Here is a 14,085-nt window from a genome sequence, read left to right as displayed (position 1 = left end):
CACTCTTCTTTTTTCTGTTTCTATCCTTATCATAGTTGATTTTTAGTATTTGGACAACCTTTTAGCGGAAAGATTCTGAATAAAAAAAGCCAGCATCTTTCTGTAAGGAAGGTGCTGACGGCAGTTATTATTTTCGTTTCTTAACATCATATAAGGCAATATCAGTTTCTTTTTCTTCTTTCGAAAACATTGAATCAGGTGAGTTAAAACGCATCGACATTATGACACCTATCCCTAACAAGTTAACGACGAGCGAGGTCCCACCATAACTAATAAATGGCAATGGAATCCCTGTAATCGGTAGCAAGCCAATTGTCATCCCGGCATTTTCAAGCACATGGAACATAATTGTCATCACAACACCGGTACAAATAACCGCGTAAAACTCATCTTTTAAATCCAAGGCTGTTCCAATAATTTGGTAGACGAGAATAAAGAACAAGGCAATAACGATACTGCCGGCAATAAAGCCCCAGTGATGATTAATCATCGCAAAAATCATATCGGTATGACCTTCGGGAATTGATGCCATTCCATTCGTGCCTTCATAACCGGTAATTTCACCCGATCCGATGGCTTGCATTGCTAAAATTAATTGATAGCCATCTGAATCAGCAGATGAATAAGGATCCAACCACGAGGTGATTCGTCCAAATTGATACTGTTTGAAACCAATCAATGCGAGCCATTCTGGTTTAACCATTACAGTATAAATCATCGCTGCGCCTAATGAGAACACGCCTAAAATCAAGGGTAAGAGAATCCGCCACGTAATCCCTGAAATGATAAACATACCTAGCGTAATCGCCATTATAACTAAGCCGGTTCCTAAATCGTTCTCCAGTAAAATTAAGACAAATGGAATGAACGATGTTAGTGATATTTTAAACAATAACACCCAGTCGGTTCTGACTGTTCTAATTTTAGCCGCCTTATTATGTTCGATAATAACTTTACCTTGCATTAATACGAGGCAAATCTTCATTAATTCAGCTGGTTGAAACTGCCCAACAACTGGAAGTTTTATCCAACTACGTGCCCCATTGACTTCGACACCGATGCCAGGAATAAGGACGAGTAGTAAAATAAACAGCCCAAATACGTATAAATACGGGGTCAGTTTAATCATGAGTTCCCGATCAATCCGCATAATTACAGCAACTGCGACTGCTCCGATTATGTAAAATGCCCCTTGGCGAATAACCAATGAACGACCATAGGCTGGATCCGTATTTAAGGCGGTATAAATTGCGATTAAGCTAACGGCCGCAAACAATAACATCGTGACGATAATACCATAGTCAATCCGTTGGCCTTTATTTTTATTTTCCATATCATTCCCTCTTCCATCCAAACGTCTGCTACTGCACTTTCACAAAACGTATCAAATTGTTCACTTCATAATCTGCCTGGTAAATACTAGTTGGCTCCGCCTCAAACAGCGTTGCTAACAGCGGTTTAATATTGTTAACCACTCCTGTATTATCCGGTGACAGCACCCATTCAATTGTTTTAAAATCCAATAACCCTTCAATGCTCACCTGCGGACCAACAAATGGTTTTTTTGTTAATTCTGCGGTAAATAAATACATACCTCCATTAGCGGTGCCAAAATTAGTCCATCGCATCTCACCACGCGCGGTCACTTTGTCAAGACGTATCCCTGTTTCTTCATGTATTTCTCGAATGATACAGGCTTGCGGCGTTTCATTCGGTTCCAACTTGCCACCGACACCATTCCAACTGCCCATCCATGGCGCTTTTAAACGATTCAACAGTAAAAGTGAATCGTGATATTTAATAAAACAGATGGTATATTTTAACATCTTAGTCCTCTTTTCGTTCAAAAAATGGTCTTATTTAAGAGTACTCTTTTATTGCTGAAAAGGACAGTGATTTTCCTTCTCAAACAGTGATTTTTTATAAAAAAAGTTAGGTGTTTTGGTCGTATTCGCATAGGGCTGATGGAAAATATGTGTGCTTGCAGGCGACATCGGTGGTATCAACCACGCCCAGTTCCCTGTAACTTCACGGTGTGCTTCCACTTCATTCGACTCAAATTGGGCAAATTGTTTGGCTGCCGTATGATGATCGACCATTTGCACTTTTGCCCGCTTGTAGGAATCTAACACTGCGTAATTCAACTCGAGTAAGGCACGGTCCTGCCACAACTCACGATTTTTGCGCGTCTCAATTCCTAAGGCGGTCGCAATCGCGGGCAATTTATTATAACGGGCAGTATCGACGAGGTTACGTGAAGCAATCTCGGTTCCCATGTACCAGCCGTTAAACGGACAAGCTTCATAAGAAATACCACCGATGCTTAGACGCATATTGGCGATAATCGGCACTGCATACCATTTCAAGCTTAATTCTGCCAATTTTGGATAGTCTGGATGTGTGATCGTTACTTCTTTTACTAACGGTGACGGAATGTCCCGCATACACAAGGGCGAGTGTTCATCCACTTGAAACAATAATGGCAGGACATCAAAGTCAGTTTTATTCGATTGCCATCCTAATCGTTGACAAAGTTTCGTAATGTCATTTGATAAGGGATCACCGATTTGTTTGCCATCAACAATATAGCCAGCATAGCGAATCAATTGCTCATTCCAAATCCGCACCCTTCCTGGCTCAAAGACCGTAATTGTTGGTCTAATCGCTCCACCATTCGTACCCGCTTCAATATGATGCAACAACGCCGCTTCAACCTCAACAGCTGTCGTCGCCGATCTAGCATCAATCAATTGCAGTTGTTGCCAAAAGAGACGGCCGATGCAACGGTTGTTGTTGCGCCAAGCCATTTTCACGCCATGCGCGAGTTCCTCTTCGGTATGTTTATATGTATGAGTTGTTTTAATTTCACATTCAATTTGCTTAAGTCGTTGAGCTAACGCAGACGTCTTATTCAATTCTTTATAGCATTCCGCTATAAATACTCGTGCTTCTTCAACTAACGTCACTTTCATCATCACTCCCTAATTACAGTTTATTATACCAATAATTGCAATTAAATTCAGTTGGTTTGCTAAAAGGAGGACAAAAAAAGAAGCCAACAAAAAATGTTGGCTCCAGATTGTAGACAAAGTCGAATCAAACTGCTTTTTCTGTGAAAAGTGGTCAAGCGACTTTGCTATAAGCTACTTTCATTTTTAACCTCTAGTTCACTAATCTTTTTTCAGTTTTCCAAAAATAAGTGATGCGACAAATACTAAAATAACCGCACCGATAATCGATGGAAAAATCGCCATACCTGCGAGCGATGGGCCCCAGCTACCTAAAATCAATTCACCTAACCATGAACCAACAATACCGGCCACGATGTTGCCGACCCAGCCATAGGCTGTCTTAGTAATTGCTCCGGCGATTGCACCAATAATTGCACCAATAATTAATACCCAAATAAAATGTAACATGCTAACATCTCCTATCTTTCTCTCGTATTGTGTCAGTTATTTGTCTTTATCATTAAACGAGTCTTTCACCTTACCTGCAGCTTTTTTCACTTCACCTTTGACTTGATCGGCCTTGCCTTTATTTTTTAAAGAGTCATCGTTAAGTGCTTTACCTGCTGCTTCTTTTGCTTTCCCTTTAAGCTTGTCAAATGCTCCACTCATACCTATCCCTCTTCTCTTTGAATTTTTTGGCGTAACTTAAATTATCGTTACACTTTAAACTTTCCCTCCTATAAAAAAACCAAACATTTTTTATTAAAAAAGTTTGTTATTTTGTCACAACTATTCATTTTGATGCTTCATTTGACAATGCAAACGTTTGCATTTACACTTGTTTTAAGATGTAAACGTTTACTTTACGCGAAAGGAGACCGTTTATGACAACCTTATCTGATGTTGCCAAAATGGCACATGTCTCTAAAATGACTGTGTCGCGTGTCGTCAACCATCCTGAAAAAGTGGCACCTGACGTGCGTACGGCTGTTTTAAAAGTGATGGCAGAACTCAATTACACGCCCAACTATGCCGCCAAAGCACTTGTGACGAAACGCACGCAAATTATTAAGTTTCTCTTTTTAGAAGAGGTCGATACGACTGAGCCCTACTACATGTATTTATTGCTCGGCTTAAATAAGACACTCGCCAAACAGCGCTATTCGATTCAGCTTGTGCAACCTGAGTCCCTCGATATCGGAAATTGTGACGGCTTAATTGTCGCCGGATTCCGTGAACAATACCTTCCCCTAATACAAGCGCTAACAGAGCCTATCGTCTTTTTTGGTGAAAATAAACATGGCTTTGACTACGTCGATATTAATAATTACAAAGGGACAGCCTTAACGACCGAACAATTATTACAAGATGGCTACACGCGTATCTTTTTCTTCGGTACCAATATTAAGGAAGCCTTTGAATTATCACGTGAACAAGGCTACGTTGCGACGATGAGCGCCTGGAAACGAGACAGCGTCGTCTATAATATGCCCAATTCTTTCAATGACTCACAACGGTTCATGCGCCACTTTTTAACAAAGGCGATGCAGGCACCTACTCGCGAGCGGATTGGCATTGTCTGCGCCTCCGATAATATCGCGACAGGTGTGTTGCAAGCCGTTAAACAGTTCACCTCTTTAAAAATCGGTCAAGATATCGGTATCACTGGCTTCGATGGCATTTATCTCGACCGTGTTTCACAGCCTCATATTACAACCGTGCGTCAACCGATTATCGAAATGGGAGAAACCTGCGGTCAAATGATTTTAGATAAAATCAATCAAGAACCGACACCGTCGCGGTTTTTATTTGAACCAACATTACTGCTCACCCCTTCACGACAAGAAGGCGAGGCATAAAGGAGAGAGACATGACCGAACTTATTTATCACGTCTATTTAAAAAGTTTTCAAGACAGTAATAATGATGGGATTGGTGACTTAAACGGCTTATATGACCGACTCCCCCTCATCGCTGAACTGGGAATCACCGCTATCTGGCTCAGCCCTATCTTTCAATCGCCCGGCATTGATAACGGCTATGATGTCAGCGATTATTATACGATTGCACCTGAATATGGTACATTAGCGGACTTGAAACGTGTGATTACCCGCGCGAAACAATTTGATATTGCCATCTATTTAGATTTAGTCATCAATCATACCTCGAATCGGCATCCGTGGTTTGAGGCAGCGCTTGCCGATCAGCATTCCCAATACCGTGATTACTACATTTGGCAAGCAGCTACCCCAACGCAACCACCGACAAATTGGGCCTCGTTTTTCGGTGGCAGTACGTGGCAGTATGATGCCTCATCTCAGCAAGCCTATTTTCACTTGTTTGCTCCGGAAATGCCCGACTTGAACTGGGAAAATCCCGCAGTCATTAATGACTTAGCGGCGGTGGCAGCTTATTGGCTCAATCACGGAGTCGCCGGGTTTCGACTCGATGCCATCTCACATTTAGCAAAAGACCAACGTTTTTTGTCGGTACCGACAGCAAAGCAGACACCTGTGTTAGCTGAATGTTATTACGCTAATCTCCCTCGGAATTTCGAGCATTTAGCTGCCTTTAAGGCCGCGATTGCCGCGCGGACAAAGCAGCCGTTTGTCTTACTTGGTGAAGCCGCTTCTGCCCAGCCCGCAGATGTGCCGCGCTACTTTGAAACAATCGATTGTTTAATTACCTTCGGACATTTTCAAACAAAAACACGTGGAGACAGCGGTGTGGCACAGCAGTTACAACAGCTCGATTTACCCGCCTTCAAACGTCAATTGTTAGCCTATCAACAACAGGCCGACAGCGGACAAATGGCACTTTACTTAAGCAATCACGACCATCCGCGAGCCGTTTCACGATTTGGTGACGGCTCAACTGACGCAGCCATCGCCCTTTTATGCATGCAACTGTTTTTAAACGGCTGGCTACTGCTTTATCAAGGTGAAGAGCTGGCCTTAACAAATGCGATTCATCCGCAGTTAAAAGACTATGCAACTGATCCAAGCCTCCCTTCTTTTTTACAGGACACGGCAGAATTAAGCGTTGTTGAACAACTCTTCGTTGTTCAACAACGATCGAAAGATGCGGCCCGTGGTGCAATGAATTGGGATGAGCAGCCCTTTCAAGGCTTTTCAACCGTTGCCCCTTGGAACAATCTGTTGTCGCCTGGCACCCCTTATCTCGCGCAACGAGCTTCTACGACAAGCGCTTTAGCACACTATAAGCAGTTGCTGCAGTTACGCCAGCGATACAGCCAACAGTTGGCACAAGCAACGACACAATTTAATGCCATTGCTGATGAACAGCTTTTTGAACTGATACGTGAAACGACAGACGAACGTCTTATTATTCGTGTCAATCTATCGAATACACCACTCGTTGTGACACCTTCTGCTGACACAACGACATTATTTAACAACGGCTTTGACCCAAGCAACCAACAGTTGGCACCCTTTGGTGTCCTGATTTTAAAGGAGGAATTATAAATGGAACTTGCAGCAATTTATCACCGACCCGAAAGTGAAGATGCCTTTTTACACAGTGATGGACGCCTATACTTACGACTTCGCACAAAAAAAAGCCGATGCTCAAAAGGTTTATTTAATCGGCGGTGATCCTTACTTATTTACGGTCGATAACTGGTGGCGCGAACAACGTCCGATGCAGAGAGTTGCGCAGACACTCACCCACGACTATTGGGAGATTACCGTTGAACCTCCGCATCACCGTTGGCAATACGGCTTCGTTCTTGAAAGCCAAACAGACACCCTCTTTTTTGGTGACCGTGGCGCGTTTCCCGTCAGTGAGCGTGTCTTAACGTATGCCAATTATTACTTCCGCCTGCCCTATTTGCACGCAATCGATGCCTATCGTGCGCCGACTTGGGCAAGCGATACACGCTGGTACCAAATTTTCCCCGAACGCTTCGCTAATGGTAATCCCAGCCTGTCACCGACAGATGTGCGTGACTGGAGTCAAGAATCGCCAACTACATCAGCCTTTTATGGCGGCGATTTACAAGGTATTATCGATCATCTCGACTATTTGGCCGAGCTTGGTATTAACGGGCTTTATCTCACGCCTGTTTTCAAAGCACCAAGCAACCATAAATACGATACCGAAGATTATTTCACGATTGACCCTCATTTTGGTGATGATGAGACCTTCCAACGTTTTGTTGATGAAGCCCACCACCGTGGCATGCGGATTATGCTTGATGCCGTCTTTAATCACATTGGTGATCGCTCACCCCAATGGCAGGATGTGCTCCAACACGAAGAAAAATCACGCTTTAAAGACTGGTTTCACATTGAGAGCTTTCCCGTTCAAACTGGCGTTAACGGCAATATCGAAAATGAACCGACCTTATCCTTCGACACCTTTGCCTTTACGACACATATGCCTAAACTAAATACCGCAAACCCCGAAGTGCAGGACTATTTAATCAGCATTGCTACGTACTGGATCGAAAAATTTGGGATTGATGCGTGGCGCCTCGATGTGGCCAATGAAGTCGATCATCATTTCTGGAAAAAAATGAAGACCGCTCTAACAGCGATTAAACCAGACATTTATATTCTCGGTGAAATATGGCACAGCGCCCAACGTTGGCTCGAAGGCGATGAGTTTCATGCGACAATGAACTACCCTTACATCGAGACGATCAATGATTATTTCATCGACAAATCAATCGATGAAGCGACTTTGATTTCCGGCTTAAATACCCAGCTAATGATGTACCGCAAAGACACTACGGCTGTGATGTTCAATATGCTCGATTCACATGACACAGCCCGCGTGCTCTCGCGGATGGCTAACGATAAACAACGTTTAAAGCAATTGCTCGCCTTTTTATTTTTACAAAAAGGAACACCGTGTCTCTATTATGGTACTGAAGTCGGCCTAGATGGTTTCAATGATCCTGACTGCCGTAAGTGTATGATTTGGGATGAACAAGCGCAAGACAAAGACCTACTCGCCTTCACTAAAAACATCCTGAGCTTCCGTAAACAATATAACCACCTCATTCAAACCGGTCACTTAACATGGTTAGACACGCCCAACGAACTCATTGGTTTCACTTTGAAGGATGAAGCCAACCAATTAACAGCCTTATTTAATCGTTCGCCTGAGACGCGACGCTACCAACAGACCGCTGCGCTCAAAGAAGCAAGACCAATTATTGGTCACTTTGAAACGACAACTTCCCATATACAACTACAAGCAAATGATTTCATCGTTTTAGAGCAGTCATTGTAACAATAGACCAATTATTATTTTCCAGCTGGAATGATGTTACCGGTAACATCATTCCAACCTATTGAAAGCGTTTGCATAGATGGTTATACTTAAATTAGTTAGTAAATAAACTTATTGGGGGCTAATAACATGAAGAAGAAATTGACGGTATTCGCATCACTCTTATTAATTTTCACCCTTGTACTCGCAGGTTGTTCAAGCAGTTCATCTAAGAAAGAAGAGAAAAAATCATCCGATAGCGATTCGAACACGTTAACTGTTTCAGTTGAAGAAACGTATAAACCATACGTCGAAAGTATTAAGGCTCAGTTCGAAAAAGACAACGATGCTAAAATCAAAATCGTGACAAAACCGATGTTTGATCAGCTCGAAGCTATTCCCTTAGATGGACCAGCTGGCAAAGCACCTGACGTTACGATGGCTGCTTATGACCGTGTCGGTGGTTTAGCACAACAAGGCCACTTAGCTGAAGTAACTGAATTGGCTGCTGCTGATTTTAGTGATAAAGAAAAAAAATCTTGTCACATCAGAGAAAAAACAATTCGGCGTACCCTTTGTTATTGAAACACTCGTCATGTATTACAACAAAGATTTAATCGCTAAAGCACCAACAACCTTTACAGAATTAGAAAAATTAGCAACTGATACTAAATTTGACTTCGCTTCTGAAGACGGAAAAAACACCGCTTTCTTAGCAAAATGGACTGACTTTTACTATAGCTATGGTTTATTAGCTGGTAACGGTGGTTATGTTTTCGGTGAGGATGGCACAGATGTTAAAGACATCGGTCTTAACAATGATGGTGCCGTTGCAGGTGTTGAATATGCCAAAGAATGGTATAAAAAATGGCCTAAAGGCATGCTCGATAACAAAAGTGCCGGAGATTTCGTCACAAAAGAATTTACTGAAGGTAAAACAGCCGTGGTCATTGATGGCCCTTGGCAAGCAGCAACCTACAAAAAAGCAGACATCGACTATGGTGTAGCCGCAATTGCTAAATTACCTGGCGATAAAGCTTACAGTCCCTTTGCTGGTGGTAAAGCTTGGGTTGCAACTTCTTATGCTAAAAACGCTGACCTCGCACAAAAATGGTTAGCCTATGCCGGTAATGCTGATAATGCCTTTACCTTCTATGAAGATACGAACGAAATTCCTGCTAACGAAACAGCACGAGCTAAAGCTGCTGCAACAGATGACGCTTTAACTAATGCCGTGATTGATCAATTCAAATCAGCAACACCAACACCGACGATTCCTGAGATGAGTGAAGTTTGGACTGGTGTTGAAAACCTCATGTTTGATGCCGTATCAGACAAAAAAGAAGCACAAGCTTCTGCAGATGATGCCGTCAAAGTCATTGAGACAAATATTAGCGAAAAATACGATAGCAAATAAGGCTTAACGATTGAGACGCTCACTCTGTCACTCTTAATTGAGTCAGTCTGGGCGTCTTTTCAGCTTATTTTAAGACAGAATTGAGGAGATTAGCTATGAAAACAACACAGCAATCCGTAACCAAGGCAACCCTGTTATCACTTATCTCTGGATTAGGACAGTTCTACAACAAACAATATTTCAAAGGGAGCATCTTCTTAAGTGTGTTTCTTCTTTTTCTCTTTGAAATGTTCACCTTTGGTTTTACAGCCCTCGCTAATTTTATTAGCCTCGGCACAACCCCAGTTGTTGATAACTCCTTATTCATGATGATTAGAGGGACCTTACAAATTATCGTTACACTTATTTTCATCTTCTTTTACGTCCTCGTTATTAGTGACGCGCGTGCAATTGCCAGACGTCATCAGCAGGGCTTAAAAGTCAACACTGTCCCTAAAGACAACTTACGTTCATTATACGAAGAAGGTTTCCCGTATTTATTAACTTTGCCGGCTTACTTATTGATGATTTTCGTCATTTGTTTCCCCGTCATCGTGACCGTTTTTATCGCCTTTACAAACTATGATTTTCAACATATCACCCCCTTTCGCTTGCTTGATTGGGTCGGCTTTAAAAACTTCTTAAACTTATTCGTACTCGCTTCATACCGGGCAACCTTTGCCAGTGTCTTTTCTTGGACCGTTATTTGGACCTTATTAGCCACAACGCTCCAAATTGTATTAGGTATTATTACCGCCGTGGTCGTCAATCAAAAATTCGTGAAAGGCCAAGCCTTTTTCCGTATTTTATTTTTACTACCATGGGCTGTTCCTGCCTTCATTACGATTATGAGTTTTTCGAACATGTTCAATGACAGTATCGGCGCGATTAATGCCCAGGTTATTCCGTTCATCAATCATCTTCCATTCGTCAATATTGATGCCATCTCCTGGAAGACCGATCCTTTTTGGACAAAGACTGCCTTAATTATGATTCAAGGTTGGCTCGGTTTCCCATATATTTATGTAATGGTCACTGGTGTCTTACAATCGATTCCCGAAGAGATGTACGAGGCTGCTAAAATCGATGGTGCCTCGCCATTCCAACGTTTCTCGAAGATTACCTTACCAATGATTTTATTCGCAACCGCACCCGTCCTCATTACACAGTACACCTTTAACTTTAATAATTTCTCAATTATTTACCTTTTCAACGAAGGAGGCCCCGGCAGTGTGGGTTCTGGCGCCGGTTCAACCGACATTTTAATCTCATGGATCTACAAACTAACGACCGGTACAGCCCCACAATATTCAGTCGCTGCCGCCGTCACACTCTTAATTTCAATCATCGTCATCTCAGTCTCGTTGATTGCCTTTAAGAAAACCAATGCCTTTAATAATGAGGAGATGATGTAAGATGGCTCGGAAATTTGGTCAAAGTCAAAAGAAAGCACGCTTTTTCGCCCATTTATTCACCTATCTGTTCTTAATTGGGCTTGGTATCATCATTGTTTATCCGCTGTTAATCACCGCTTCCTCTGCTTTCAAAGACAGCAGTGTTGTCGCCTTCACCTTAGATTTGAGCGGACAATGGTCGCTTGATAGTTTCAGACGACTATTCAGCGAAACCAATTATCTCTTATGGTATAAAAACACAATCATTATCGCAATCGCCGTGATGGTTATCCAAGTGGCCGTTGTCACATTGGCAGGCTATACGTACAGCCGTTATCGTTTTAAAGGACGAAAAAACAGCCTCGTGTTCTTCCTTATTATCCAAATGGTACCAACAATGGCTGCCTTAACTGCCTTCTATGTTTTGGCGATGCTCTTAAATGGACTCGATACGTACTGGTTCTTAACCGTACTTTATATTGGTGGTGGGATTCCGATGAACACGTGGTTGATGAAAGGTTACTTTGATACCATTCCTCGTGACCTCGATGAATCCGCTCGTATTGACGGAGCCGGTCACTTCCGTATTTTTTGGCAGATTATTTTACCGTTAGCACGACCAATGATTGCCGTTCAAGCACTTTGGGCTTTTATGGCACCGTTTGGCGACTTTTTACTCGCGAAGTTCTTACTACGAACTGATGAACAATTGACCTTAGCAGTCGGTCTCCAAACACTTGTGTCTGATCCACAGCAACAAAAAGTGGCCTTATTTGCCGCCGGTGCCATCCTAACTGCGTTACCGATTGTTCTGTTGTTCTTCCTCTTACAAAAGAACTTCGTTTCAGGTTTAACGTCTGGTGGCACAAAAGGATAGACAGCATACACAGGCTTAGACTTACATCGCAAAATTGGAGGTTCAACAGATGAAACGCACACCCTTTATCATCAATTATTTCACACGTATCTTTTCACCACGACGCATGATGGCTGGTAAACAGCAATTTAAATGGTGGCAACTACTCGTCACACTCTTTTTTCTAGTTGCTTGTTTAATGGTTCCGCTTACGTTACAACTTACTAAAATGACAACCTTCAATCTGTCACTCATCATGCCTGAACCGTATGAACTGTCGCTAACAAACAGCTTACAGAGCGTAGCAAATGGTTCCTTTAGCCAACAGCAACTACAGGCTAAAACCATCACGTCTGAATCGAATAAAGGGATGAGTGCCGTAGCAACCGCACACCCTTTCGTACTCGCAGATAACGTTACAACCGCGGTCATTTTCGAACGTACCGCCGTCACTATTAAAAGCCCTGCCGGATTATCGTTCAGCCTACCTTACGATGACACAACCACAACCGCTGACTTTAAGTCCGAAGAGTCGTTTAAAACATGGGTGAATAAACATTGGTTTGAAGCCAATGCCGGACTGCTACTGCCGACCTTAATCCTCGTCGCTTTTTGCGCGTTACTACTAACACAGTTAGCTACATGGTTAGCCGTTGCTGTTTGTTTCGCATTAGTGAAACGTTCGCACGTCAGTGATATTACAACGGGCCGTGAAGTCATGACCCTCAGTACCTTAGTGATGGGTGCACCCGCCGTTGTTACAGCCATCATCAGCCTCTTTGTTTTTGATGTCATGCTGTTTATGTCATTGTTATCCATCGGCTTAATCGCGATGGTTCTCTTACTCTTTTACGTTACGCATTTCCGTCTTAAAAAAAAACTAATACAAGGGGTCGATCATCATGGTTGCCATTTCACTTAAAAACATTTACAAAATTTACGATAAGAAAGTTACCGCTGTATCAGACTTCAATCTTGAGATTGAAGATAAAGAATTCATCGTTTTTGTCGGACCATCAGGCTGTGGTAAATCTACCACGTTACGGATGATTGCTGGGTTAGAGGATATTAGTAAAGGGTCCTTTACGATGGATGGTCATTTAATGAATGATGTTGCTCCCAAAAACCGTCACATTGCAATGGTGTTTCAAAACTATGCCCTCTATCCTCATTTAAGCGTGTACGATAACATGGCTTTTGGCTTAAAACTACGAAAAATGCCGAAAAAAGACATTAAAGTGCGTATCGATAAAGCCGCCAACATTTTAGGCTTAACTGAATACCTCGAGCGAAAACCACGGGAATTGTCTGGTGGTCAACGCCAACGGGTTGCGTTAGGTCGTGCAATTGTACGTGAGGCTAAACTCTTTTTAATGGATGAACCACTCTCTAACTTAGATGCGAAACTGCGCGTGCAAATGCGAGCTGAAATCAGTAAAATCCATCAAGAACTCAACACGACGATGATTTATGTGACCCATGATCAAACCGAAGCAATGACGATGGCGACACGTATCGTCATTATGAAAGACGGCATCATTCAACAAGTCGGCACACCCGAGCATGTTTATGAAAATCCAATTAACCTCTTTGTTGGTAGTTTTATCGGATCGCCTCCAATGAATTTTATTAAAGGTGAACTTCAAGGCAACCGCTTTATTACCGAGGGCGCGAGTTTAACAATCCCTGAAGGAAAACGCAAGCTGTTAAACGACCGTCCTGATGGCCCGATTATCTTAGGCATTCGACCGGAAGACCTTCACGATGAGCCGATTTTTTTAAATGCAGTGCCGCAAAATATTATTGACTGCACGATTAGCGTCGCTGAATTAACAGGAGCTGAATACATGCTCCACTCTGACCTTGGCGGTCAAAACTTCATTGCCCGCGTGAATGCCCGCTCAAAATACCCGGTCCATTCAACGATTCAATTAGGCTTAGATATGAGCAAAGCCCACCTGTTTGATCCTGAAACAGAATTGTCACTGACAAGTAAGGAATGAAAGCGAAATTAACCTGTTAGAACTGTAGAAATTGGAACTACCGAATTTGCCGATTATTTACCATCGGCAAGTAAGGGAGTGAAATTTCCTAAGTTCTGGTTGATTGAGCTGGAAGAATGAAAGCGAAATTAACCTGTAAGAACTGTAGAAATTGGAACTACCGAATTTGTCGATTATTTACCATCGGCAAGTAAGGGAGTGAAATTTCCTAAGTTCTGGTTGATTGAGCTGGAAGAATGAAAGCGAAA

At 42.5% G+C, this 14,085-nt stretch carries 11 protein-coding genes and 2 pseudogenes; 8 read left to right on the top strand and 5 right to left on the bottom strand.

Translation table 11 applies throughout. The features are described 5' to 3' along the window. Positions 1-127 precede the first annotated feature (127 nt). From BCAMP_RS01320 to BCAMP_RS12935, 5 genes are all read right to left on the bottom strand, one after another. On the bottom strand, positions 128-1,333 hold the full coding sequence (locus tag BCAMP_RS01320; protein ID WP_051456787.1) for an FtsW/RodA/SpoVE family cell cycle protein: 1,206 nt from the start codon (positions 1,331-1,333) through the stop codon (positions 128-130). A 28-nt stretch (positions 1,334-1,361) separates the two neighbouring features. Next, positions 1,362-1,826, bottom strand: coding sequence for an NUDIX hydrolase (locus BCAMP_RS01315; protein WP_035313045.1), 465 nt, complete (start codon positions 1,824-1,826; stop codon positions 1,362-1,364). 48 nt (positions 1,827-1,874) lie between these two features. Next, complete coding sequence (locus BCAMP_RS01310) at positions 1,875-2,975, bottom strand: nitric oxide synthase oxygenase (protein WP_035313044.1); 1,101 nt, start codon at positions 2,973-2,975, stop codon at positions 1,875-1,877. A gap of 195 nt (positions 2,976-3,170) precedes the next feature. Continuing rightward, entirely contained in the window at positions 3,171-3,419 is a 249-nt protein-coding gene (locus BCAMP_RS01305) for a GlsB/YeaQ/YmgE family stress response membrane protein (protein ID WP_035313043.1), read from the bottom strand. 36 nt (positions 3,420-3,455) lie between these two features. After that, entirely contained in the window at positions 3,456-3,620 is a 165-nt protein-coding gene (locus BCAMP_RS12935) for a CsbD family protein (protein ID WP_084038409.1), read from the bottom strand. A gap of 215 nt (positions 3,621-3,835) precedes the next feature. Between BCAMP_RS12935 and BCAMP_RS01300 the strand changes: the two genes are divergently transcribed. From BCAMP_RS01300 to BCAMP_RS01265, 8 genes and pseudogenes are all read left to right on the top strand, one after another. Continuing rightward, positions 3,836-4,810, top strand: coding sequence for a LacI family DNA-binding transcriptional regulator (locus tag BCAMP_RS01300; protein WP_035313042.1), 975 nt, complete (start codon positions 3,836-3,838; stop codon positions 4,808-4,810). Between the two features lie 11 nt (positions 4,811-4,821). After that, complete coding sequence (locus BCAMP_RS01295; protein ID WP_051456786.1) at positions 4,822-6,435, top strand: alpha-amylase family glycosyl hydrolase; 1,614 nt, start codon at positions 4,822-4,824, stop codon at positions 6,433-6,435. Continuing rightward, a pseudogene (locus BCAMP_RS01290) lies at positions 6,436-8,209 on the top strand (glycoside hydrolase family 13 protein). Between the two features lie 129 nt (positions 8,210-8,338). Continuing rightward, positions 8,339-9,605 (top strand): annotated as a pseudogene (locus tag BCAMP_RS01285) (extracellular solute-binding protein). Positions 9,606-9,700: 95 nt separating this feature from the next. Continuing rightward, positions 9,701-10,999 (top strand): carbohydrate ABC transporter permease, encoded by a 1,299-nt coding sequence (locus BCAMP_RS01280; protein WP_035313040.1) that lies wholly within the window; start codon positions 9,701-9,703, stop codon positions 10,997-10,999. Between the two features lies 1 nt (position 11,000). Next, positions 11,001-11,855 (top strand): sugar ABC transporter permease, encoded by an 855-nt coding sequence (locus BCAMP_RS01275; protein ID WP_035313039.1) that lies wholly within the window; start codon positions 11,001-11,003, stop codon positions 11,853-11,855. A 49-nt stretch (positions 11,856-11,904) separates the two neighbouring features. Next, complete coding sequence (locus tag BCAMP_RS01270; RefSeq protein ID WP_035313037.1) at positions 11,905-12,756, top strand: hypothetical protein; 852 nt, start codon at positions 11,905-11,907, stop codon at positions 12,754-12,756. Further along, positions 12,737-13,837: an ABC transporter ATP-binding protein gene (locus BCAMP_RS01265; RefSeq protein WP_035313036.1), complete on the top strand. Its 1,101-nt coding sequence runs from the start codon at positions 12,737-12,739 to the stop codon at positions 13,835-13,837. The genes BCAMP_RS01270 and BCAMP_RS01265 overlap by 20 nt, the downstream gene beginning before the upstream one ends. Positions 13,838-14,085: the final 248 nt, after the last annotated feature.

The organism is Brochothrix campestris FSL F6-1037 (assembly GCF_000525915.1).
Taxonomy (GTDB): Bacteria; Bacillota; Bacilli; order Lactobacillales; family Listeriaceae; genus Brochothrix; species Brochothrix campestris.
Note: the sequence above shows the minus strand (reverse complement) of the source record. Positions and strands in the feature narration are given on the sequence as shown.